Consider the following 22,877-nt stretch of genomic DNA (forward strand, 5'->3'; position numbering starts at 1 on the left):
ATGTAGCCGCTTAGCCCCTCTGACAACCAGCAGGCAATCGCAACATTACGCCGCAAAGTGTAACCAGCGGTGAGATTCAAATAGCCGATACTTCAACCAGGCAGCTCATTGCATTTGGGCCCTGCGTCAACCTCGAAGTACCAATATCCAGCGTCAATACGTTTGGATTACCGGCCTGCTCAGTTTCACTCCATTTTTTACCGAAACCGGGATTAAACCAGGCCCCGGTCGCCATCAACACCACACTGCGGGTAATTCCATCATTTAAGGAAACTCCGGCCAGACAGCTGCCCCGCTCGTTGCTGACTTTTATAAGGTCACCCTCTTTCAGGTTTCGCATCGCCGCATCTTCTGGGTGCATGAACAGCGTCTCTTTTCCGGCGGTTTTGTTATTTTGTGCCAGCGACGTCTGATCCAACTGACTGTGCAGGCGATCCTTAGGCTGGATAGAAATCAGATGCAGTGGCCACAGCTTGGCGGTTTCGGATCCCAGCCACTCAATCGGTGGCTGCCACTGCGGATGCGGCGCGAAGTCCTCATAGTGATAATCGGCAATTTTTTGGCTGAATAGCTCTATTTTTCCGCTCTGCGTTCCCAGCGGATGAGCACGCGGGCTTTTGCGAAACGATTCGAAAAATACGTAATCTTTTTCAGGCTTCGGCAACTCGACAAAACCGCGCTCCCAAAAGGTTTCAAAATCGGGCCATTCAATCTCGGTGCCGTGCTGCGCTTCACCACACTGTTTGTAAATCTGACGCAGCCAGGCATCTTCATTCCTGCCCTGCGTATAGGCTTCACGATAACCGAGACGCTCGGCCAGATCGGCAAAAATGTCATAGTCGTTACGCGCCTGATGCTGCGGGGCCACAGCCTGATGCATAGCCAGCACATAGCGATCGCGGGATGAACCGCCAATGTCATTACGTTCCAGCGACGTCGTTGCCGGCAGGACAATGTCGGCCATGCTCGCGGCCGAGGTCCAAACGTTGTCCTGCACAATCACGGTGTCAGGTTTTTGCCAACCTTCAACCAGCCGATTGAGCTGCTGATGGTGATGGAACGGATTACCGCCCGCCCAGTGCACCAGATGAATATCAGGATACGTTAGCGTCTCGCCCTGAAATTCATAAGGCTGTCCAGGATTGAGCAACATATCACTGATGCGTGCAACTGGGATCGACAGCCCTGAAGGATTGGGACCCGTGCTAACCGCCGGTCCCGGTGTATCAAAACGCGGATTGCCTACGCTGTTCATTGAGCCATGACCAAACGAGAAGCCACCGCCCGGCAGTCCCACCTGACCCAGCATCGCCGAAAGTGCAATCATCATCCAGTAAGGCTGTTCACCTCGATGGGCGCGCTGAACCGAATAAGAGCAGGTGATAAAGCTGCGTACGCCAATTAATTGCTCGGCGAGCCGCGCGATGCGCTCGGCAGGGATCCCGGTGATGGCGCTGGCCCAGTCAGGGGTTTTCGCCACGCCGTCTTTAGCGCCGGTGAGATAGTCGGCCAACTGCGGATAACCCACGCAGTGCGTAGCCAGAAACGCACTGTCCTGTGCCTCTTTTCGCTGAATCTCAAAGGCTATCGCCATCATCAGCGCGGCGTCTGTATTGGGACGAATAGGGATCCATTCGGCGTTAACAAACTCTGGACAGTCGTCGCGCATCGGACTGATATTAATGATCGGCGTGCGCTTTTTAGCCAACTGCTCGAGCGCCGGTTTTAGGGTATGTTCCACTGCCCCACCCGAGGCAACCTGCGCATTTTTCAGCGCCAGTCCGCCGAAGGCCAGCAAAATATCACAGTGTTCAACCACACTTGGCCAGGTGGTTACGCGGCCGGTCAACGGAGTGTAGGTGCCTATCACATAAGGCAGAAAAAACTGGGCCGAACCCCAGCTATAATTGCCCTGCTGGTCAACGCCACCGCCACCGGCAAAGTAGAAACGGCGTACTAGCGAGCGCGCATGGTGTAAACGTCCCGCAGAAGACCAGCCGTAAGAGCCGTTAAAAATGCCAGATGCGCCATAGCGGTCGCGCACGCGGCGGTTTTCATCCGCCACTAAATCAAGCGCCACGTCCCAGTCTACTTCAACAAAATCTTCCCGCCCACGCAGCATTCTGTCGCTGTTTTCTCTATTTTTGAGCCACGATCGGCGTACGGCAGGTTTGCGTATACGCTTGTCTGAATAGACAAGTTCAGGAATGGAGGCAAGCATCGGCGAGGGATCGGCATCCGCAGAGTAAGGTTCGCAACGGATCAAACGACCATTTTCAACAACCGCCGTATAGGCTCCCCAGTGAGCCAGCTGCGGGTAGCGTTTTATAGACATTATTCTCTCTGTACAGGTGTTATATAAAATAGAAACTGGCGCGCCATCGCCCGCCGTAGCTGGGGAGAGCCCTTTTTTTCTAAAAATGTGTTATAGCTGACAAAATAGCAATCCTGCCGCTGAGACTCAAAGTACAAATACAGATAAACGCGTCGAATTGAGCCATTTGACGCCATTGCGCAGATCGGGCGGGCTGAAAGGCTTAATTTATGAGGGCTAGGCGAGTATTATTCGCCGTTTCAATGCGCTTGCTTGTGAAGTTGCGATCTACACCCCTTGCGGACACCTGCATTTTCCGCAAAACTGAACCATGTAAACGTTTACCCTCAATACGTTGGATACTGATAATGGCTACGATTAAGGATGTCGCAAGACTGGCGGGTGTTTCTGTGGCAACAGTTTCACGCGTGATTAACCACTCCCCCAAAGCCAGTGAGAGCTCACGCGATGCCGTAATGAGCGCGATGCAACATTTGCAATATCATCCCAACGCCAACGCCCGCGCCCTTGCACAACAGGTTACCGAGACATTGGGCCTGATTGTTGCCGACGTCTCAGATCCCTTTTTCGGGGCGATGGTTAAAGCCGTAGAGCAGGTCGCCTACGCCACCGGTAATTTTTTACTGATTGGTAACGGTTATCACAACGTAGACAAAGAGCGCCAGGCAATTGAGCAGTTAATCCGCCACCGTTGTGCGGCCTTGGTCGTTCACGCCAAAATGCTGCCAGAAGATGAACTGAGCAGTCTTATGAAACAGATCCCTGGCATGGTGTTGATTAACCGGACTTTACCGGAGTTTGAACACCGCTGCGTAGCCTTGGATGACCGCTACGGATCTTGGCTCGCCACCCGTCATTTGATTCAGGCCGGGCATCAACGCATTGCGATTCTGTGTTCAAACCACAATATTTCCGATGCTCGCGACAGGCTACAGGGGTATCTCGATGCCTTGGCAGAGCACGGAATTGCGGTCGATGAACGGCTGATCGTTGCCGCCGAACCGGATGAGGTCGGTGGCGAACAGGCGATAACCGAGCTTCTCGGCCACGGTAAAAACTTCACCGCCGTAACCTGCTATAACGATCCGATGGCCGCAGGCGCGCTTTCCGTTCTGAGTGATAACGGCATTGACGTGCCGGGCGAGATTTCACTGATTGGTTTCGATGACGTATTGATTTCGCGCTACCTGCGCCCGAGATTAACCACTATTCGTTATCCCGTCGTGGCGATGGCCAATCAGGCCGCCCAGCTTGCCCTTGCCTTGGCCAGCGGCCAGCCGCTGCCCGAAACAACGCATATGTTCAGCCCAACGTTGGTCCGCCGTCACTCGGTCAGTGTGCCGAACCCGTGAACAGCATTTTTAAACTCATGAGCTAAAAAATTTATAAATCTTCGTCATCGGGGCTGCGGTGACATTTGTAGATACGTACTGGTTTATTGGGATAATCCAGGGCGTCACCGATGAAATGCCAGCCGTATCGCTCGTAATAGCCTGAAAATGTGGCCCAAAGATAGAGATTTTCATATCCGGCTGCCCGGCTATATTCGCGTATAAATCGCTGCATTTGCTGGCCAACCCCCTGCGTTCGCCATTTCTGGTCAACATAAAGCGCCGCCAGCCACGGGGTTAAGTCCTGACGACTGATTAAATCACAGCGCCAGAGGCCGACGGTGCCGACAATTTCGGTGCCCTGTAGCGCAATAAAGGTTAACGGTAAATCGGCTGTACTTAGGCTGCTGTCAATGACGCTGGAGAAAAACTCCCGCGTATTCTCGGCATCAAACTCCTGCCACAGCCAGTCGATTACCCGATCGCGGTGCTGGGGATGGTCACGTAAATTCTCAATATGTATCATGGCTATACCAGCTTGCCTTGGAAAATGGGCACCGACTCGAACAGATAGCCGTCAAACTCCGGCGCATCTACGTCAGACAATTCCATCAACGTATTTTTGACGTTTTCCATGTGCTGCCACATCGCCTGATATGAACCCATCACATCGCGACGGCGCAGCGCGGCAAGAATATTTTGATGGTCGGCTAACCACTTAAGGCGATAGCCGCGGGTAGCAATATGGCTGTGCAACTGTTTCCAAAGCGGGCTGGAATCACGGTGCGCCCAAATATTTTTAACTGAATCAAGCAGCATCTGGTTTTGCGTTGCGCCCGCAATCAGCAGGTGGAACAGTTTGTCGTTGTCGCCGCTTTCATCGTTGGCAACAATGGCACTTTGCTCCTGCTCAAGCGTGCGACGCAAATTTTCAATGTCTGATTTGGTGGCCATTTTGGCGGCAAAGGCGGCGATGTTACTCTCAAGCAGTTGGCGCGCCTGTAGGATTTCAAACGGCCCTATTTGCCCTTGATACAGCGAATCATCCTGCCCTTCCTCCTCAAGAGGAATGCGCACCACGTAAACACCCGAACCTTGTCGGATATCGACAATGCCTTCGAGTTCGAGCATCAGCAGTGCTTCACGTACGATGGTGCGGCTCACGCCATAGGTTTCGGCCATATTCCGCTCGGGGGGCATACGCGAGCCAATCGCAAAATGTCCCTGTTTGATTTTTTCACGCAGATCGTGACCAATTTCCTGATACTGCTTTCTTTCCTGCGAAACCACGGCCTTATCCACTTTCTCACCTTACGCGCGGCAAAAACCGCAAAATATGCCCCGTGACAGGCCGCCTCGCGGGGAGAAGCGGCCCTCTTTGTGGCCTAGTCTACCAAACCCAGCGCCTGATCGAGTACCTTTGCACCATTTAAGGTGCCATAGGCCATAGTATCAATTACCGCGATAGGGATCTGGTAGCGGTCGGTAAGCTTTTTATTTTCAGTCAGTTTAAAGCGAACCTGCGGACCAAGCAGCACCACGGCCACATCCTGACCAAAAGCCTCCAGCTCATCGCGCAGGTTTTGTTCAGGAATGGCGTAAATCTTGTATTCAAGCCCGCGCGCGGCCGCCTCTTTTTCCATTTTGGTCACCACCAGTGAGGTGGACATACCCGCCGAGCAGGCTAAAACAATACGTTTCATAATATTCTCCAGGTTATTTTTCTTCATCGTCCAAGGTTAATGACAGTGTGCGTTCGTCCACCAACTGCTTAAACCAGTGGGAAGACTTCTTTCGGCGGCGCTGACGCTGATTTTCTAGGTCTATTTCGATCAGTCCGTAGCGGTTTTTAAACGCATTCATAGGAGAAACATTATCGGTGAAGGCCCACAGCATATAACCAAGGCAGTTGGCCCCCTCCTCGCGCGCCTTTAGCGCCCAATAAATATGTTCGGCGACGAATTCAATGCGGTAATCGTCCTGAATTTCTCCGCTTTGCGCGTCACGAAAACGGCCTTCGTCCTCAATGCCCATGCCATTCTCCGAAATAAACCACGGTTTGTTGCCGTATTCGGATTTCATACGCATCGCCATGTCATAAACGATTTTTGGATAAATTTCCCAGCCGCGAGACTTGTTCATACGACGACCCGGCAGTTCAAAATGCTCGTAATAATAAGCAGGATGGAAAGGCGTTTCTTTATTCCACTCTCGACTGGGTGCTTTCACCCGATGCGGGTAATAAAGATTTATCCCAACTTCATCGACGGTATTTTCACGAATAATATCCAGCTCTTGCTGCGAATAAATAAAATCAACCTGGTGACTGGCGAGCAGATTAAGCAACTCCTGCGGATATTCGCCTTTAATTAGTGGGTCGAGAAACACGCGATTATAGAAAAGATCATAAAGATGCGCGGCCCGCTGGTCATGAGCCGCAGACGAACGCGCATAGGTCACTTCAGGATTAAGTATGACGCCAATGCTGGCCTTCTCGGCATAGCCCTGAGCGCGGAACAGCGCCGCAACTTTTGCTGTCGCCAACACTTTATGGTGATTCCACTGCATCCATTTAGTGGTGTTTTGCTCGTACGGCCAGCGAATGGCGTCAAGATAAACCCGCGTTTGCACGACGATCGGTTCATTAAAGGTAAACCAACGCGTCACTTTGCCAGCAAAACGCTCAAACGCTTTTTCAGCATAGAGAACAAACAGTTCCACAACCTTTTTAGAACTCCAACCGTCATATTTTTCAATCAGATAGGCAGGTAATTCGTAGTGTTCGAGGCACAGCATCGGCTCTACGCCCGCGCGGTGCATCTCGTCCAGCAGGTTGTCGATATAGCTGGCGTACTCTTCATCCACAATGCCATTTTCATAATCGGTAAGAAAACGTGCCCAGTTGATTGAAGTGCGGAAATGCGTCAATCCACTGGCCTTCATCAAGGCCACGTCTTCTTGGTAGCGATTAATAAAATCTGTCGCCTTGGCGGGGCCGTAGCCGTTGTGCCACACGTGACGATCGTTTTTGTACCACAGGTCAAGATAAGAGTCCTGACCGGCCTTTTTGCCACTCCAGCCCTCGGTTTGCCAGGCCGAAGAGGCGGCCCCAAGGATAAAATCTTCAGGAACAGTGATTGAAATCTTACTCATGACTTATCTCCATTTTAAAGTCAGGCCGGACGCTGTACGGCGGCGGAGTGATTCTGCAAGGCCTCTTTCTGGGCCTGCTCGGCGCGGCGCGAAGCCACTTTAACGAACGGCAGATAAATCCCGGTCGCCACCACGATGCACACCAGCTGCGTGACCACTGCGCCCATTGAACCGGCAGTTGAAAGCCAGGCATTAATCACCGGCGGTGTGGTCCAGGGCACCATAACAACGGCCCGTCCGGCAAAGCCTAGGCTGGTAGCAAAGTAACCAATAGTGCCGGTAATTAGCGGGGTGATAATGAACGGAATGGCGAGGATTGGATTGAGCATGATCGGCATACCAAAAATGACCGGCTCATTGATATTGAAGAAGCTTGGCCCGAGCGAAAGTTTGGCAATCTCTTTCATCTCTTTTCTACGGGTTGCCATCAGCACCGCCAGCAGCAGGCCAATGGTGCAACCCGAGCCACCAATGCTCATGTACACATCCCAAAACGGCATGGTAATAATGTTCGGAATTTCCTTACCCTGCTCGAAAGCGGTCATGTTCACCATGATGGCGCCCAAGAGCAGCGGTTCGCGAATAGGTTTAATCATTTGGTTGCCGTGAATGCCGATCACCCAAAATAGCTGAGCGACAAACATCAGCAGCAGGATCCCCGGCAGACTTTGCATCACAGATTCCAGCGGACGCTGAATGACCTGATACACGGCGTCATAGAGATAAATACCGGTTATCTGATGGAAAACAAACCCAAAGGTGGCGATCAATACCACGGTAATAATTGCCGGGATCAGCGCAGAAAAAGAGGCAGAAACGTTGGGCGGAACGCTTTCCGGCATTTTTATCCGCAGCCTGTCGAAAGATTCAAGCTTGGAGTATATTTCTACCGAAAGAATGGCAATAAACATTCCCAGGAACAGACTTTTAGTATCGGAAAATTGCTTTGCCAATACGTCTTTCACTTCCTGCATGTGTCCGTTAACCATCATATCCAGCGTAGTCGGCGTGACAGCAATAAAGCAGATTACCGCCAACAGTCCGGGAAATAACGAGCGTGAACCGTTTATCTTTCCCAGTTCGATACCAATCAAAAATACCGCGCCAATAGTTAAAAAACTCAGCGTGGCATAATTAATACTGGTCATGATCGGTTTAAGGGTGGCGAGGAACGAAAACATCTCGAAATGCGCCAGCCCGTTTTTAGGGTCCATGACCATGTTGGAAATAAGCACGGAGAACGCACCGACAATAATCACCGGCATCAGTGTGATGAAGGCGGCCTTAATCGCCATAATATAACGCAGGCTGTTAAAGGTATTGGCAAAGCCCCCCAGAGAATCAATAAAACGGTCTTTATAAGACATGACAGCACCTCTGCGTATTGCATGGTTATGTTGTTAGGTGTCGAACGTTATGTTGTGTTGAAAACCCGCACTCATTGGTATGCCAAAAATAGCGTAATTAGACTTTATTTCTGTGATCACATTCTCAGAAGTCGATATTGGAATTCCAATATGATGAATTACGCCAATTTTGGCATACCAATGTGGATTCATGTATGAGTTTTGACCTTGAACAAACTGTAATGGAACTGTTGATCAATGCTGGGGAAGCGCGATCGTGCGCCATGATGGCGATTCAAAGCGCTCGCAAACAAGAATGGCAAGAGGCAGACCTGCAATTGGAGGCATCGCAAACGGCGGCACGCGAGGCGCATAAAGTTCAGACGCAGCTCATTGGGCTTGATGAGGGAAGCGGAAAAATCCCGATGACGCTGATTATGGTGCACGCGCAGGATCATCTAATGACCGCCATGCTGTGCCGTGACTTGGCCGAGGAGATGGTGTTACTCAGGCGAGAAATGTTCGAAAAAAATCAGTAACCCATTGGATAACAAGCAATAAAAAGCCGCGATGCTCAGTACGTCACGGCTTTCACCTGGGTCATGCCCGTTAGATAAGTTCTAACGCCAACAGCTCTCCAATCGTTTGACGACGGCGGATCAGACGCGGAACACCGTTTTCGAACAACACTTCAGGGATCAGTGGGCGGCTGTTGTAGTTTGATGACATTGAAGCACCGTAGGCGCCCGTGTCGTGGAACACCAAATAATCATCAATTTCCGCCTCGGGAAGACAGCGAGTTTCAACGCCACCGCCGGCCTGTTGAGTGAATACGTCACCGGATTCACACAGAGGACCCGCGATCACCGACTCACGCTGCGGCTGTTGGCTGAGGTCGCGACCATCAGCCGGCAGTACCGAAATATGGTGATAGCTGCCGTACATTGAAGGACGCATCAGCTCGTTGAAGCCCGCATCCACCAACACGTAATGACGACGGCCCATAGACTTGGCCGCGCGAATTTGCGCCACCAGCACGCCAGACTCCGCAACCAGAAAACGGCCTGGCTCAATTTCAAGACTCACCGGATGCCCCAAATGCGCGGCGATTTGTTCACGAGCGCGGTTCCACAAACCGTAGTAGTGGTTGGTATCAATCGACTCCTCGCCGAACTGATAGGGGATCGATAAACCGCCGCCAGCAGAAATCGCTTCAATATCATGGCCAAGCTCAATCACCTGCTTAACCATGGTGTCGCACACTTGCTCAAGGTGTTGATAATCAACGCCAGAACCAATGTGCATATGAATCCCCACCAGTTTGAGCTGATAGGCGTTGATTTTTTCCAACGCCTTCGGCAGGTCGCCAAACCAGATGCCGTGCTTGCTATTTTCACCGCCGGTATTGGTTTTCTGGCTGTGTCCGTGGCCAAAACCAGGGTTCACACGCAGCCATACCGGATGCCCCGGCTTGCGCTGACCAATCTGCTCCAGCATGTCGATTGAACCCGCATTGACTGGGATCGACAGCTCGGTTACGCGGTCCAACGTCGGTTGATCCAGAAGATCCGCGGTAAACACGATCTCACTGTGTTCGCCGGGCTGGTAACCCGGTTTAAAACCGGCCACCAATGCTCGCTCTATTTCGCCTAGAGATACGGAGTCAACTTTCACTCCCTGCTGGTGCATCAGGCGTAAAATATGGGTGTTGGAACTGGCTTTTTGGGCAAAGCGGACAACGTCAAATTGACGAAGCTGGGCGATTCGCTGCTCGATAACATGCGCGTCATAGGCCCAGATCGGACAGCCAAACTCCTTGACGGCTTTTAGAAGGTTATCACCGTTGAGTGCATTATCAGTATTATTCAGTGCAAATGGCATCACATTCTCCGAGGGTAAACTCTGCAACAGCGAGCGATCAGTATTGAGGATTAAACAGTTATAGCTGCATTATGACCGTCGCTGCCTCGGGGATAAAATATCTATTTAGTGGCAATCTATTCATTTATGATATGGCATCGCGATTTTTAAGAGGATCTATCCCGTGCCTGCTCTTTCATTACGTCACATCGAGATTTTTCATGCTGTAATGACCACCGGCAACCTTACCGAAGCGGCATTGCTGCTGCAAACGTCGCAGCCTACAGTAAGCCGCGAGCTGGCGCGCTGCGAGAAATTGCTTAATTTGCAGCTTTTTGAGCGCGTGCGTGGACGTCTTTTCCCTACCGCGCAGGGCCTTAGGCTTTTTGAAGAGGTTCAGCGCTCCTACTATGGTCTGGACAGAATTATCAATGCCGCCGCCGGGATCCGCCAGTTTGAACAGGCGCAGCTGTCGGTAGCTTGCCTGCCGGTATTCAGCCAATCGCTGCTGCCCGCGGTGTGCCAACCTTTCCTCGAGCAATATCCGGAAGCGAGTTTTAACATTGTGCCGCAGGAGTCGCCGCTGCTGGAAGAGTGGCTTTCAGCACAGCGTCACGACTTGGGTATCACCGAGAACCCGCATACCCCCGCCGGTACCGAAAGGCAGACACTGCTGACGCTCAACGAAGTTTGCGTGCTGCCGGTCAATCATCCGCTATCGGCGAAAGCGGTGATTACGCCACAGGATTTTAGCGGCCTGAGTTTTATCAGCCTGTCGGCGACCGACAATTACCGCCAACTGCTGGATATATTATTTGCCGAACGCGGTATCTCAAGACGTATGGTGTTGGAAACGCACAGCGCCGCGTCAGTATGCAGCATGGTGGCGCAGGGAATTGGCGTATCGATTGTGAATCCGCTGACCGCACTGGAGTACGCGCGTCCTGCGGGTCAGGGAAGCGGCAGGATTGTGGCACGGCCATTTAGCGAAAATGTGCCCTTTACCGTGAGTCTGGTTCGCCCACTGCATCGCCCCGCGTCGGCATTGGTTGATACTTTTATTGCCCACTGTCATCAGCAGGCAGCGCTTTTTCCGACTCGCCTCGCCTCGGCGCTTAAGGGTTAACCCGGCGAGCATCCCTCACACTGTCATTTATCCAGCGCGGATTGGCGGCAAACCATTCAACCAGAAAATCGAGCAATGCCCTTAGCGCTACCGGCATTTGCCGTCTTGACGAGTAAATGGCAAAAATCCCCAATGACTGCGGCCTCCACTCCGGCAGCAATCGCACCAGTTGGCCGCTGGCAATCAGCGGGGCCACGGAATAGACCGGTTGCATCACAATTCCCACGCCTTCCACCGCGCCGCTAAGCAATACCAGAGATTCATTTGCACTCAAATTGCCGCTGACCGGCACGCTGCTCTTCTTGCCATCGCGCTCAAAGTTCCACAGGCTTTTACCAAAATAGGTGTACGTCAGGCAGTTGTGCAGCGCCAGATCGTCGGGCTTTCGCGGCGTACCGTGGCGCGCCAGATAGGCAGGAGAAGCGCAAATGACGGAATCACAGTGCGCCAGCGGACGCGCAATCAGGTTAGGATCGAGATCGTTTGTAATACGCAGCGCCAGATCGATACGCTCCTCGACCAGATTTACCGACCGACTTTCTAATTGCATATCAATGATGAGCTGCGGGTGACGTGCTAAAAATTCCGCTACTGCAATCACTACAGCTCCCTGACCAAACGACTGGGAACAGCTCAGGCGCAGCAGCCCACGCAGTGCCTCATCGCCCTCTTGTGCCACACTTTCCATGTCAACCGCCAACTGCAGCAGTTGGCGGCAACGCAACAGGGTATTTTCACCGGCGTCGGTCAGGCTAAGCTTGCGCGTTGTGCGATGCAGTAGACGCGCGCCCGACCACTTCTCCATCTCCGAAAGATAGCGGGTCACCATTGCCCTAGACATATTCAGCGATTCAGCGGCATTAATCATCGATCCGCGCTCAACGATCGCCACAAAGACCTGAGCAGCAATAATTCTATCCATCGATTATTCGTCCGATTTATGCAACAAACAGTTGCGCATTATCCGGTTTTTCCGGCGAGTTATGCAACGTACAATTCTTGGCAAGCATCCCAATAACAAACCTCTGAGGAATCATCATGCGTTTACTTTCACTCTCTTTCGCTGCCGCCGTGCTGTTGACCAGCGCACTGGGCGCACAGGCCGCCGAGAAACCGGCTCCCCTTAAACTCGACGTTTATAACCCCGGTGAGCAGAGTCTCTTTGCCGTCTCTTCTGAAATCATCAGCGGCAATAAAGACGTGATGCTGATTGATGCCCAGTTTCAGCGCAACGATGCGCAAAAACTGGTCGAAAAAATTAAGGCCACCGGCAAAAAGCTCACCACTATTTATATCAGCCAGTCAGATCCTGACTTTTATTTTGGTCTGAGTACACTGCACGCGGCGTTCCCGCAGGCAAAAATTGTTGCTACTCAGGCCACGGTTGACACTATTAACGCAACGAAGGACGGAAAGCTGACTTTCTGGGGGCCGAAACTGCGTGAGAATGCGCCCGACAGCGTGATTGTCCCTGAGGTATTAAAAGGCAACACACTGTGGCTGGAGGGGAATAAGCTTGAAATAAAAGGCGTGATGGCAGACAAAACGTTTGTGTGGATCCCGACGTTGAAAGCCGTGGTTGGCGGCGTACTGGTTGATGGCAACAACATGCACGTCTGGGTTGCCGACAGTCAAACCAAAGAGCAACGTCAGAAGTGGCTAGCCTCGCTTGAGCAAATTACGCAGCTGAAGCCAACAGTGGTCGTACCGGGGCATTTCCTGCCGGGCGCGCCGCAGAACCTCGAATCAGTCAACTTCACTCGCCAATATTTGCAAACTATTGAGGCCGAACTGCCTAAAACGCAGAACTCCACGCAGCTTATTGCCGCCATGAAAGCGCATTATCCGCAGTTAAAGGAAGAAAGCTCGCTGGAGTTAACCGCCAAGGTGCTGAAAGGCGAAATGAAGTGGCCACAGTAAGAAATTAACGTAGATACTCACTCAAAAAGCCCTTCCCAACGTTTGGGAAGGGCAAGAGTTGAATCCTGCGTTTCATGGCTCGCTGGAATATTGCAACTCATCAGCTCGCTGCACCCACTCGCACATAGTCGCCCGAAGCCATTACGTTTTGACCAAACCCACAGTCACCGATGCTTTTCAGGCGTAGATTCTGGCCGGCAAAGTTCATGGTGACCGTACAGTTCGTTCCTTCGGCGGTAGCATCGTCGATGGAACGGTACACCGCCTGATTATCCTTAATCGCTGTTACGGTTGAAAAATCCCCCACGTTCGGGCCGTAATAGAGCGACATCGCCCCCATATACAGGCCGCTGAAATGGATAACAAACTGGCTCTCCTCTGGCTTCACCTCAACAGTGTTCCAGCTTCCCTGTCCGGCATATTGCCAATAAAGCCCCGCAGGGCCGCTCGAGGGCGGCGCTTCGGCCAGTTTGCTCTCGATTTTCGCGAGATTGAACTGGGTCTTTTTATCCTGCGGTGCCAGACTTAACCAGGCTTTTGCCTTACCGTATTGGCCTAAATGCATGTAGGTCAGAGCGATGTTATTGTAAGCCGTTGCCGTAGCGCCTTCGGGTAAATGACAGAATTCACTCCAAGCAACCTGACTCTTGAACAGGTCCTGCGCCTTTGCGTAGGCACCCTGCTGGTAAGCGGCTTTTCCGGCAGACGCATAAATACCCGTTTTCAGACAATCGGCTTTTATATCCGGTTCATCAATTTTTGCCCAAACGCTTGAGCAACAAAACCAGCCTACAATTAAGAACGCAGGCAACCAAAATTTCATCTAACTCCCCTTTGTATCGCTTCGGATCCACTGTGGCAAAGGTATAGAACTGTGGCGGACGAAAAACATCCTTACAAGTAGGGCATTGCCCTCTCGCACACTGTCACTCATTCTGGGATGATTGGGAACCACCACTTATTACTATTTTATATGGCTATTTATGACTAAAAAACCTGGGAAAACGGCACGGTGGCGTGCAGTCTGGCAGTTGATTAAGCCCTATTGGCAGTCCGAAGAAAAATGGAAGGCCTGGAGCATGTTGGCGGCAATCATCATTCTTTCGCTGGGATCTGTCTACCTCAGCGTGCAATTTAACGAATGGAACCGCGTATTTTATGATGCTTTGCAAAACAAAAACTTCCCGGTCTTCAAGCAACAGCTGTTTAAATTTACCTGGCTGGCGCTGATTTTTATTGTGGTCAGTATCTACAAAGTCTATCTCACGCAGGGCCTGCAAATGAACTGGCGGCGCTGGATGACCAACGAATATATGGATAAGTGGCTACACAACCACGCCTACTATTATACCGAACACCAACATCAGGTGGATAACCCCGATCAGCGTATCGCCTCCGACCTTAGCGCACTCACCTCGGGTACGCTGTCGCTGTCATTGGGCCTGCTTTCAAGTCTGGTCACACTGTTCTCTTTTGTGACCATTCTCTGGTCGGTGAGCGGCCCGATGAGCTTTATGCTCGGTTCGCACAGCTTCACCATTCCCGGCTATATGCTGTGGTTTGCCCTGCTCTACGCGCTGATTGGCTCGGTGATTATTGGATTTATTGGCCGTCCACTAGTGAGATTGAGCTTTAACCAAGAATGGTTCGAAGCAAACTTCCGTTTTGGTCTGATCCGCATTCGTGAAAACAGCGATGCTATCGCGCTGTATCACGGTGAAAAAAGTGAGAAAAAACAGCTCGGTGACAACTTTGAGGCTATACGTTCCAACTGGTGGTCATCAATGCGCGTCACTCGACGCCTCAATTTTGCCAGCTCTTTTTATGGCCAGTTCGCCATTATCTTCCCGATTTTAGTCGCGGCACCGCGCTATTTTTCCGGCGCCATACAGATGGGCCTGCTGATGCAGATCTCCTCGGCGTTCGGACAGGTACAGGATTCCTTATCCTGGTTTATAAATGCGTTCAATGACTTAGCCAGTTGGAAAGCCTGCGTAAACCGTCTTGCAGGCTTTAACGCCGCTATTGATCAGGTGAACACCCAGCCGCGCAATATTTCCCTGGGCAACGCCAGCGAACATGACCTACAGCTGAACAACCTGACGCTGAATTTACCCAACGGTAATCCGCTGTTCTCCTCAGTAACGGCTGCGCTGCCAACCGGCGCACGCGTGCTGGTTGCAGGCCCGTCTGGGTGCGGCAAGTCAACCCTGCTGAGGGCGATTGCAGGTGTCTGGCCTTACGGTTCAGGGGAGATTAATACGGCGAAAAGCAAGAAGCAGCTTTTCCTGCCGCAGCGCAGCTATATTCCGATTGGCTCACTGCGTGAAGGGCTGATTTATCCAGAAGAAGACACGCTGGAGTACACGGAAGAACGGCTGTGCGAGGTACTAAACTTGTGCAGTCTGGGCTATTTACAGCCGCTACTGGACCAGTATGCTAACTGGAGTCAGCGTCTGTCGCCGGGTGAACAGCAACGTCTGGCCTTTGCGCGCGCGATGTTGATAAAACCTGATATTCTTTATCTCGATGAGGCCACCAGCGCACTGGATGATGACACCGAGCAGCGCATGTATAGCCTATTGCTTGAAAAACTACCGCAAACTACCGTGGTCAGCGTGGCTCACCGCAACAGCGTAGCAAAATATCACCAGCACTGCTGGCGCTTCAAACTTCAGGATGACGGTCAGTGCAGCATGACCAGTTCGGATCTGCATGCACCTACGCAGTAAACTGTTCCTTTGAGATGAATATCTAAAAAAACCCCCACAGCGCATCTTCACTGTGGGGGTTTTTATTTATCTAACAATCGTCGTCATGAACGTGCTTTTACGATTTTAGAATTAATCCGTTATCACCACGTCAGGGAAGTTTAATTTCACACATTTTGCATAATCCCCTTGGATCAAGGCGCTCAACGGTGAGTTCTGCCAGGTTGCCAGCTTACAGGCATAGGATTTACCGCCCGGATTAGCCGACACATAACGGTCGTCGGCAACCCAATAGACCGGCATCACTGCACTGCTGTTATCGCCAAACACTTTCACATTTTTACAACCCAGCACCTCTGAATCAGAAACCGGTACGCCAAGCTGTTTAGCAAAGTCTTTGTAATAGCTGATGCGATTGGAAGACTGGATATTTTCAGTCGGTCCGCCACACTCAACGCCTCCGTTGATGATGGTGGTCGTAATACCAAATCCTGGCACACGCCCTTCGGCCAGATCATGTGCATTTGGCTGCCAAGTACCGTCCAGAGCAAATTGCATACTCGGTTTTGGAGACTGCGGATAAATATAGAAGAAGATGGCGCTAGCGAGATTCAACCACGTATCAGCAACTAAGTGGGGCTGTTTAAGTAACACGTTCACATCGCCGTACATGGCCTGTGAAAATGCGCCGTAGTTGTAGTTATAGCTTAGCTGCTTGGCACCGCGGCCAAAGTAGCTAAGCTTGTTACCATGCTCATCTGTGGCACAAGGCCACGCCTTGCCCTGCCAAACTGCAGCGTTACAGGTGTCGCCAGTGTACATATCAAAGGATTTTTCACTGAGGTTCATTTCGCGTACCCAGTGCAGCCCCTGCTGCCACTGATGAACATCACTCTGAATGGCATGCTCACCCGTTTCCTGAGTGAAGTGCGCAAACATGGTGGCCAGCGTTTTTTTACAAATAGCGTCCTGGTCGCGACCGTCATTGATATCGCCACACAGCACCGGGAATTTACCGACCGCTTTCAGGAAATTTTCATAAGTGTAAGCAACATCGCGATGTGGGAAGAAAACATTCCATTTATGCTCATCAATTAGCGCTTCAACACGCTTAACGTTTGAGGGATTTTTCGCGTCGCCGGGCTTAATTTTCTCAACGACGTCATTATCAAGAGTACGCACCGATGCTTTAGTCAATTGCATCAGCTTCCCACTGGTCAGTTGATGCTCTATTTTATCGAGTTCTTTTTGGCTGATTGCTAAACCAGGGACCACTGCACCGCCCAACTGCGACCAAGCCGATTGCCAGGCGTGTCCTTCCCCCGGAACATACACGGGCGAGCTACTGCTGCACCATGGCGCAATATTACAAACGTACTCAATGCCTTTATTGGAAACCTTGTCACCCACGGCATAGGCCTTACCGACAACATAGCTTGGATGCTCAGACGGGGTCTCATCTGGGTCCGGTTTAGGATCCGGTTTAGGGTCTGGTTTAGGGTCCGGTTTTGGATCTGGCTTGGGATCGGGTTTCGGAGGGACGACACTGTCTGCCATTTTTACCCAAGGACTGTCCCAGCTTTGGTGCGCCTCCAGAATAGGCATCTGTCCGGGATTTGCATACCATTGTGCCTTGAAATCACTATTTTCATAGGTAACTTCAGAACCGCCCTGGTAAGACTTTGATGAATCATATTTGTCAAATGCCAATGCATTAAAGGAAAGTATGATACTGCTGGCAACGAAAGAGAGTACCAGTACTTTATTTTTCGCAATCAAAACGATGTCCCTATTAAATTTATTTATATTTTTAAAAATATCCCCTGTGGAGGTTGTGAATTATGACGCTAAATTTATGCTGGATACTATCTCTGTAAGGAAATATAGAAAATTCTATAACATAGAAAGAATATTCCCGTGAAAACACGGCAACTTTAAGAGGTGGGTTTGAGAGGCTGATTATGCTTAAGATCGGATGACTTATCCCTGTTAAAAATATTTTTTGGGCGACCGCCCACAAAAATCAGCACGACATTTGTTCAAATTGTATAGCTCACCATACAATTAACACATACCGCAGGAGGGATAATGAACATCGATAAAAACTCGCTCATTCCATTTTATTTACAGATAGAACAGCAACTTACTGAAAAGATAAGCTCTAACGAGATTAAGCCTGGCGATGCAATCCCGACTGAAGCTGCGCTGTGTGAAATTTATGGCGTGTCACGCATGACCGCTCGCAAGGCGGTGGACTATTTGGTCAGACAAGGCCGCGTGGCGCGGTTTCGCGGTCGTGGCACCTTCGTTATCGACAATAGCAATGAGCATAAAACGGTTCTGCCGCTAGACCGTCACTTTACCTCCACTGAAATAGCGCACGAGCTTAATCAAACCATTGAAAATAGAGTGTTGGAGTTTCGCAAAGTCAAAGCTGAACCGGATATCGCAGAACTGTTGAACCTACAGGCCGATGCTCAGGTTTATTTTATGGTTAGACTGCGCTTTCTCGATAATAAGCCTTTTGTCTTTGAAAAAAGTTGGATGCTGTATGAACCATTTCCCGATCTTTCCCGAGAAGCGTTAACAGACTCTAAATATGCCTATCTTCGAGAAAAAGGTTTTACTCCGGCGGGGAGTAATAAACATATTTCGGCAGAGTTGCCGTCCAATAAAATTAGGCAGTCGCTGGATTTATCGCGCGACGAGCCCATATTACACGCGCGCTCGGTGGCGTATTTTACTGATATGATGCCGTTTGAAGTTGCCGACATTTATTATAACCAACGCTATTTTAGCTTTAGCCTGAAGGCGCAGTGTGAAAAAGAGTAAATATGGAAATAGAAAACAGCCTGCCTATGCCAAGTGCTTTCATCACACCTAGATCTTGCAGGCTTATTATAGAAAGAAAAATAATTCTTCACCGTGGAGTACATCATTAACTCTTAAAGCCGCCCGTTAGCGGAACTTCAAGCATTGAAAACTCTCTCGCTTTTTCAGAAACATAGCCATTCCTGTATAAAGATAACTCATGCCCATAGGTGTTTATTTTTTCTGCCGGATCGCTTTTATTTAAGTCAACCTTAAGAATAGTTTCACCATAAATCTTATACTGCGGACGGGCGGTTATATGCACCATACTCTTTTCAAGTTCTACGGGTGTGAGTGTTGGTTTAATCCAAGTTTCTTTATTATCCGCGGATATTGAACGCTGATAACTTAACCCAAAAACGCCTGTCATTAATGCTGCGCGGAATGGGTTAACAGGATTGCTTATTATGGGTGCCGAGCGTGCTCCCCCTAGTTTATTAAAGTTTTTAAACCCCTCTCTTACAGGCGGCAGTTCAGGGGTAATTTTGGATTCAAAAAATTCCCTAAGCTGTTTAATCTCTGGCGATCTTGCCGCTCGCAGCGGTTGGCTAGCATTGGATGAAATATTAACACTGGTCTGTTCAAAGGCTTTTATGAGTTTTTTAAAATTATCACGTATTTTTACTTTAGGCAGAAACTCAGCGCCCAACGCTTTATATATTCCAGCCGACCTTATAATTTGCATAATACTTTCCTTTAATTTCCGTTTGTTTTCCCAATACTAGACTGAAAACTTTTCCATCCCTAGAAAAAAACCGCCCAAGTAGAAATAATGAGCGATTTTTATTAACTTTAATTAAAGGAACAGTTAACTCGCGAGCTCAATCTTCACGTCATTAGCTATTTTTTCAACCTGAGGTCCATATATAACGTGTACATCGTTCTCAGTTACCCGTTTGACGCCCATTGCGCCGGTGGTCATTAATGTTTTATCAACGACCTGATTCATATCTTTTACTTTGACGCGCAGGCGGGTAAAACAGCAGTCCACGCTGTCGATATTACTCTCACCGCCCAGCCCTTTAATAATATTGCTGGTCTTGTCGCTGGCGGTGGATGAGGACAACGCCGTCGCCAATGTGGGCGAAGCCACAGACCCACGCAGCTCTTCGCTTTCGGCATCATCTTCGCGGCCGGGCGTTTTGACCTGCATTCGCGTGATAACCCAGCGGAATGAAAAATAGTAAAGTGGGGCGTAAATAACGCCGAGCATTAGCGGATACCACCAGTGTGTTTTACTGCCGCCGAGGATGCCAAAAATGACCCAGTCGATCGCCCCACCCTGCACGTTACCGATCATCACCTGCAGCATTTGCATCAGCACAAATGAGAGACCGGTTAGCAACGCATGCATCACATAAAGCACCGGAGAAACAAAAATAAAGCAAAATTCCAGCGGCTCGGTGATGCCGGTCGTAAACGAGGCTAGCGCACCGGCAAGCATCAGTGCTTTGACCCGCCCCTTATGCTCAGGCTTGGCGCAGTGGTACATCGCTAGCGCAGCAGCAGGCAAACCAAACATCATTACCGGTATTTTACCCTGTGCCAGAAAACGCGTGGCCTGTCGGGTCACTTCGTCGTTGACGGCACCCGGATGTGACAAAGCGGCATTAAAAATGTTAAGCGCCCCGACGATACTTTGATTATCAACGGTGGTCACGCCACCCAATGGGGTAAACCGCACGGTCTCGTTAATAATATGATGCAGCCCGGTCGGGATAAGCAGCCGTTCGGAAGTGGCATAGATGAAAGTCCCTATCTCGCCTGTTCGCCCAATCAGTTCACCTACCCACTGAATACCCAAGGCAATGGTCGGCCAAACTAGCGAGACCAACACGCCAACAATCGGCAGTACAACCACAGTAATTATCGGTACAAATCGCCTGCCGCCAAAAAAGGCAACCGCGGTGGGCAATACGATGGTGTAGAAGCGATTGTGCAACAGCATGGTGATAAGCCCCACCAGCACCCCGCCGAGCACGCTCATATTGTAGGTAAAAATACCTAGCGTGTTGGTGAACTCCGAGGCATAAATCAGCGCTTCACTGGCCCCCATTCCCTGCGCGGTGAGGTGTTCAACGCTGGTTGTGGCCGGTGTAATATTCTGCGCCAATAGGCTGTAGTTGATGCCTACGTGCATCGCTACGAAACCGATCACTGCGGAAAAGGCGGCCGTTGCCTTCTCTGCATTGGCCAGTCCCATGGCGGTTGCAACGGCAAAAAACAGCGGCAGGTTAGCAAACAGCGCACTCGAGACTTGTCTAATAAAACCGATCACGAGCTGCAGTGATTTCATTTGAGTAAAAGTGTCGCCCATGACATTTGGATTTTGCAGCGCCGAGGCTAATCCCAGAAAAATACCTGCGGCCGCGATCACCGAAATAGGCGTCATCAGCGCCTTTCCCAAGTCGTGGATTTTACTTCCTAGTTTTAGCATGTCCCTTTCCCCTCAATGTTGACGCTTAAAAAACGTTCACTATTGAGTAAAGTCAGAGAATGTATAGCTGTATAGACAAAGAGTTCAGGTTTATGAAAGAGATCACAGTTTGTTAACAAATCGAAAGGAGGTTACAATGAGTCTGTCAGCTTTGGACCAAGCAAAACGTGGGCGAAAAAAAGCCCACATCGGACAGTGGGCGTCGGGGTTGCGATATACCGATTAACAAAAGCGGCTGCAACAATGCAAATGTGAGAACTGCTCGCTCTCGATAACTACGGTAGCGGCATTTTGCGGATACCCACAGACATTTCTGGTAAGGTCAATGTTAAAAAGTATGTCTTACTTTGATCGCGATCATACTTTTGTGATTTCCTGCAAAAAACCTAAAGCAGAATATCCATCTATTTAGTGTCGTTAAGTTGGTTTAGTCTTTTGCCAGCATTCGTTCAGAAAAATTTTAATCCCAAATAATCAACGTTGTTCACAAAAAACCACAAACTGTTTGATTTTTATTGTCATGTATTTTTGAAATATTAAGACATATCTGAAAACCAAATACATACAGAGTGATTTCACCGCCTCTCGTATAGTGGGGGACTTATTGAGAATGATTGTTCTCAACCCCTCAAGAGAGTGAATTCTATGCGCCTGAAGGTTCTTTCTGTCAGTACTGTGGTACTGCTTTCCGCTTGCGATGGTTCCGCTGGGACGGCCTCGCAACCTGCTGCTCAAGCTCCAGCCGTTGAATACGTTACCTTGCAATCTAAACCGGTCACACTAACGACTAGCCTGCCAGGCCGCACCTCTGCAGTAAGAACCGCAGAAGTTCGCCCTCAGGTGAGCGGTGTTATCTTGAAACGCACTTTTGTTGAAGGTAGTGAGGTTAAAGCCGGTCAACAGCTTTACCAAATCGACCCTGCAACCTATCAGGCTGCCTATGACAAAGCGCTGGCAACTTACAAAAGCGCAGCGGCAACGTCTACCCGCTATAAAGGACTGGTCGCCTCTCAAGCCGTTAGCCGTCAGGTTTATGACGATGCGGTAGCCACCACCGGTGAAGCCGCCGCTGACCTGGAAACTGCGCGAGTTAACCTGCAATACACCAAAGTTTATGCGCCAATTTCCGGTCATATTGGCCGTTCATCGGTAACCGAAGGCGCATTGGTCACCAACGGCCAAACGACCGACCTTGCTACTATCGACCAACTTAATCCTATCTACGTTGACGTTAGCGAGTCCTCACTAGACATGCTGCGCCTGCGTCGCGCGCTGGCTGATGGCAAACTGGCCTCCGCCGGTGAGAATGCCGCTCAGGTCGCGCTAACGCTGGAAGACGGTAGCAGCTATAAACTGCCCGGCAAACTTGAATTCTCCGAAGTTACTGTGAACCAGAGCACCGGTTCCGTGACCCTGCGCGCGTCGTTCCCTAACCCGAACGATGAGCTGCTGCCGGGAATGTTTGTTCACGCGACACTGAGTCAGGCGGTTGATCAAAACGGTATTCTGGTTCCTCAAGAAGCGATCATGCATGACAACAAAGGCAGAGCGTATGTCTATGTTGTGAAAGCAGATAACAGCGTTGAACAGCGTGATATTACCACCGGCCAAATGATGTCTGGTAACTGGTTAGTCACGTCTGGCCTGAACGCTGGTGACAAAGTGATCACCGATGGGCTTCAGAGTGTACACCCTGGCGCCAAAGTTAACGGCAGCGAGCGTAAAGACGCTGAACCCAAAGTGGACGCAAATCTGTCAATGACTGACCCATCCGCGCAATAGAGGAA

19 protein-coding genes are annotated in these 22,877 nt (G+C 50.3%); 7 read left to right on the forward strand and 12 right to left on the reverse strand.

Annotation, left to right across the window (positions count from 1 at the left end; genetic code table 11):
• Positions 1-76: 76 nt before the first annotated feature.
• Positions 77-2,335, reverse strand: coding sequence for a molybdopterin guanine dinucleotide-containing S/N-oxide reductase (locus BS639_RS09285; RefSeq protein ID WP_084982933.1), 2,259 nt, complete (start codon positions 2,333-2,335; stop codon positions 77-79).
• Positions 2,336-2,682: 347 nt separating this feature from the next.
• Between BS639_RS09285 and galR the strand changes: the two genes are divergently transcribed.
• A complete protein-coding gene (gene galR / locus BS639_RS09290; protein ID WP_084982934.1) occupies positions 2,683-3,687 on the forward strand; it encodes an HTH-type transcriptional regulator GalR in 1,005 nt (334 codons plus the stop codon).
• A 31-nt stretch (positions 3,688-3,718) separates the two neighbouring features.
• Here galR and BS639_RS09295 read toward each other — a convergent pair whose 3' ends face one another.
• The 5 genes from BS639_RS09295 to BS639_RS09315 form a co-directional block, all read right to left on the reverse strand.
• Positions 3,719-4,192 carry a GNAT family N-acetyltransferase gene (locus BS639_RS09295; protein ID WP_084982935.1) on the reverse strand — a complete coding sequence of 158 codons (474 nt, stop codon included), beginning with the start codon at positions 4,190-4,192 and terminating at the stop codon, positions 3,719-3,721.
• A gap of 2 nt (positions 4,193-4,194) precedes the next feature.
• Entirely contained in the window at positions 4,195-4,968 is a 774-nt protein-coding gene (locus tag BS639_RS09300; protein WP_055772932.1) for an FCD domain-containing protein, read from the reverse strand.
• Between the two features lie 83 nt (positions 4,969-5,051).
• On the reverse strand, positions 5,052-5,369 hold the full coding sequence (locus tag BS639_RS09305) for a PTS sugar transporter subunit IIB (protein ID WP_055772929.1): 318 nt from the start codon (positions 5,367-5,369) through the stop codon (positions 5,052-5,054).
• A gap of 13 nt (positions 5,370-5,382) precedes the next feature.
• Positions 5,383-6,819, reverse strand: coding sequence for a glycoside hydrolase family 1 protein (locus tag BS639_RS09310; RefSeq protein WP_084982936.1), 1,437 nt, complete (start codon positions 6,817-6,819; stop codon positions 5,383-5,385).
• Between the two features lie 20 nt (positions 6,820-6,839).
• Positions 6,840-8,186 (reverse strand): PTS sugar transporter subunit IIC, encoded by a 1,347-nt coding sequence (locus BS639_RS09315; RefSeq protein WP_055772923.1) that lies wholly within the window; start codon positions 8,184-8,186, stop codon positions 6,840-6,842.
• 194 nt (positions 8,187-8,380) lie between these two features.
• On the opposite strand from BS639_RS09315, the gene BS639_RS09320 reads away from it, so the two are divergent.
• A complete protein-coding gene (locus BS639_RS09320) occupies positions 8,381-8,704 on the forward strand; it encodes a PTS lactose/cellobiose transporter subunit IIA (RefSeq protein ID WP_084982937.1) in 324 nt (107 codons plus the stop codon).
• A 70-nt stretch (positions 8,705-8,774) separates the two neighbouring features.
• On the opposite strand, the gene lysA is transcribed toward BS639_RS09320, so the two are convergent.
• Positions 8,775-10,046, reverse strand: a complete 1,272-nt coding sequence (gene lysA, locus BS639_RS09325; protein WP_084982938.1) for a diaminopimelate decarboxylase — start codon at positions 10,044-10,046, stop codon at positions 8,775-8,777.
• Between the two features lie 163 nt (positions 10,047-10,209).
• On the opposite strand from lysA, the gene BS639_RS09330 reads away from it, so the two are divergent.
• Positions 10,210-11,151, forward strand: coding sequence for a LysR family transcriptional regulator (locus tag BS639_RS09330; RefSeq protein ID WP_084982939.1), 942 nt, complete (start codon positions 10,210-10,212; stop codon positions 11,149-11,151).
• On the opposite strand, the gene BS639_RS09335 is transcribed toward BS639_RS09330, so the two are convergent.
• On the reverse strand, positions 11,141-12,073 hold the full coding sequence (locus tag BS639_RS09335; RefSeq protein ID WP_084982940.1) for a LysR family transcriptional regulator: 933 nt from the start codon (positions 12,071-12,073) through the stop codon (positions 11,141-11,143). The two genes, BS639_RS09330 and BS639_RS09335, sit on opposite strands and share 11 nt — an antisense overlap.
• Before the next feature lie 116 nt (positions 12,074-12,189).
• Here BS639_RS09335 and BS639_RS09340 point away from each other — a divergent pair, with 116 nt between their 5' ends.
• Positions 12,190-13,071: an MBL fold metallo-hydrolase gene (locus tag BS639_RS09340; protein WP_084982941.1), complete on the forward strand. Its 882-nt coding sequence runs from the start codon at positions 12,190-12,192 to the stop codon at positions 13,069-13,071.
• Between the two features lie 100 nt (positions 13,072-13,171).
• On the opposite strand, the gene BS639_RS09345 is transcribed toward BS639_RS09340, so the two are convergent.
• Positions 13,172-13,894 carry a tetratricopeptide repeat protein gene (locus BS639_RS09345; RefSeq protein ID WP_084982942.1) on the reverse strand — a complete coding sequence of 241 codons (723 nt, stop codon included), beginning with the start codon at positions 13,892-13,894 and terminating at the stop codon, positions 13,172-13,174.
• A gap of 160 nt (positions 13,895-14,054) precedes the next feature.
• On the opposite strand from BS639_RS09345, the gene BS639_RS09350 reads away from it, so the two are divergent.
• Positions 14,055-15,803 (forward strand): ABC transporter ATP-binding protein/permease, encoded by a 1,749-nt coding sequence (locus BS639_RS09350; RefSeq protein ID WP_084982943.1) that lies wholly within the window; start codon positions 14,055-14,057, stop codon positions 15,801-15,803.
• 111 nt (positions 15,804-15,914) lie between these two features.
• On the opposite strand, the gene BS639_RS09355 is transcribed toward BS639_RS09350, so the two are convergent.
• On the reverse strand, positions 15,915-17,561 hold the full coding sequence (locus tag BS639_RS09355) for a glycoside hydrolase family 19 protein (RefSeq protein WP_228779480.1): 1,647 nt from the start codon (positions 17,559-17,561) through the stop codon (positions 15,915-15,917).
• 309 nt (positions 17,562-17,870) lie between these two features.
• Here BS639_RS09355 and BS639_RS09360 point away from each other — a divergent pair, with 309 nt between their 5' ends.
• Complete coding sequence (locus BS639_RS09360; RefSeq protein ID WP_084982944.1) at positions 17,871-18,614, forward strand: GntR family transcriptional regulator; 744 nt, start codon at positions 17,871-17,873, stop codon at positions 18,612-18,614.
• A gap of 106 nt (positions 18,615-18,720) precedes the next feature.
• Here the strand turns inward: BS639_RS09360 and BS639_RS09365 are convergent, their stop codons facing one another.
• Together BS639_RS09365 and BS639_RS09370 are read right to left on the reverse strand one after the other, a co-directional pair.
• Positions 18,721-19,338 carry a hypothetical protein gene (locus BS639_RS09365; RefSeq protein WP_084982945.1) on the reverse strand — a complete coding sequence of 206 codons (618 nt, stop codon included), beginning with the start codon at positions 19,336-19,338 and terminating at the stop codon, positions 18,721-18,723.
• A gap of 123 nt (positions 19,339-19,461) precedes the next feature.
• Complete coding sequence (locus BS639_RS09370) at positions 19,462-21,090, reverse strand: PTS transporter subunit EIIC (RefSeq protein ID WP_084982946.1); 1,629 nt, start codon at positions 21,088-21,090, stop codon at positions 19,462-19,464.
• Positions 21,091-21,735: 645 nt separating this feature from the next.
• Here BS639_RS09370 and BS639_RS09375 point away from each other — a divergent pair.
• Positions 21,736-22,872 (forward strand): efflux RND transporter periplasmic adaptor subunit, encoded by a 1,137-nt coding sequence (locus BS639_RS09375; RefSeq protein ID WP_055772892.1) that lies wholly within the window; start codon positions 21,736-21,738, stop codon positions 22,870-22,872.
• Positions 22,873-22,877: the final 5 nt, after the last annotated feature.

It is taken from the genome of Rouxiella silvae (genome assembly GCF_002093625.1).
Taxonomy (GTDB): domain Bacteria; phylum Pseudomonadota; class Gammaproteobacteria; order Enterobacterales; family Enterobacteriaceae; genus Rouxiella; species Rouxiella silvae.

Excerpts from the sequence above, each read along its gene's own strand:
- galR (WP_084982934.1), top strand. The coding sequence starts at position 2,683 with ATGGCTACGATTAAGGATGTCGCAAGACTGGCGGGTGTTTCTGTGGCA.
- BS639_RS09350 (WP_084982943.1), top strand. The coding sequence starts at position 14,055 with ATGACTAAAAAACCTGGGAAAACGGCACGGTGGCGTGCAGTCTGGCAG.
- BS639_RS09310 (WP_084982936.1), bottom strand. The coding sequence starts at position 6,819 with ATGAGTAAGATTTCAATCACTGTTCCTGAAGATTTTATCCTTGGGGCC.
- BS639_RS09360 (WP_084982944.1), top strand. The coding sequence starts at position 17,871 with ATGAACATCGATAAAAACTCGCTCATTCCATTTTATTTACAGATAGAA.
- BS639_RS09375 (WP_055772892.1), top strand. The coding sequence starts at position 21,736 with ATGCGCCTGAAGGTTCTTTCTGTCAGTACTGTGGTACTGCTTTCCGCT.
- BS639_RS09370 (WP_084982946.1), bottom strand. The coding sequence starts at position 21,090 with ATGCTAAAACTAGGAAGTAAAATCCACGACTTGGGAAAGGCGCTGATG.
- BS639_RS09340 (WP_084982941.1), top strand. The coding sequence starts at position 12,190 with ATGCGTTTACTTTCACTCTCTTTCGCTGCCGCCGTGCTGTTGACCAGC.
- BS639_RS09365 (WP_084982945.1), bottom strand. The coding sequence starts at position 19,338 with ATGCAAATTATAAGGTCGGCTGGAATATATAAAGCGTTGGGCGCTGAG.
- BS639_RS09335 (WP_084982940.1), bottom strand. The coding sequence starts at position 12,073 with ATGGATAGAATTATTGCTGCTCAGGTCTTTGTGGCGATCGTTGAGCGC.
- lysA (WP_084982938.1), bottom strand. The coding sequence starts at position 10,046 with ATGCCATTTGCACTGAATAATACTGATAATGCACTCAACGGTGATAAC.
- BS639_RS09315 (WP_055772923.1), bottom strand. The coding sequence starts at position 8,186 with ATGTCTTATAAAGACCGTTTTATTGATTCTCTGGGGGGCTTTGCCAAT.
- BS639_RS09295 (WP_084982935.1), bottom strand. The coding sequence starts at position 4,192 with ATGATACATATTGAGAATTTACGTGACCATCCCCAGCACCGCGATCGG.
- BS639_RS09305 (WP_055772929.1), bottom strand. The coding sequence starts at position 5,369 with ATGAAACGTATTGTTTTAGCCTGCTCGGCGGGTATGTCCACCTCACTG.
- BS639_RS09345 (WP_084982942.1), bottom strand. The coding sequence starts at position 13,894 with ATGAAATTTTGGTTGCCTGCGTTCTTAATTGTAGGCTGGTTTTGTTGC.
- BS639_RS09285 (WP_084982933.1), bottom strand. The coding sequence starts at position 2,335 with ATGTCTATAAAACGCTACCCGCAGCTGGCTCACTGGGGAGCCTATACG.
- BS639_RS09320 (WP_084982937.1), top strand. The coding sequence starts at position 8,381 with ATGAGTTTTGACCTTGAACAAACTGTAATGGAACTGTTGATCAATGCT.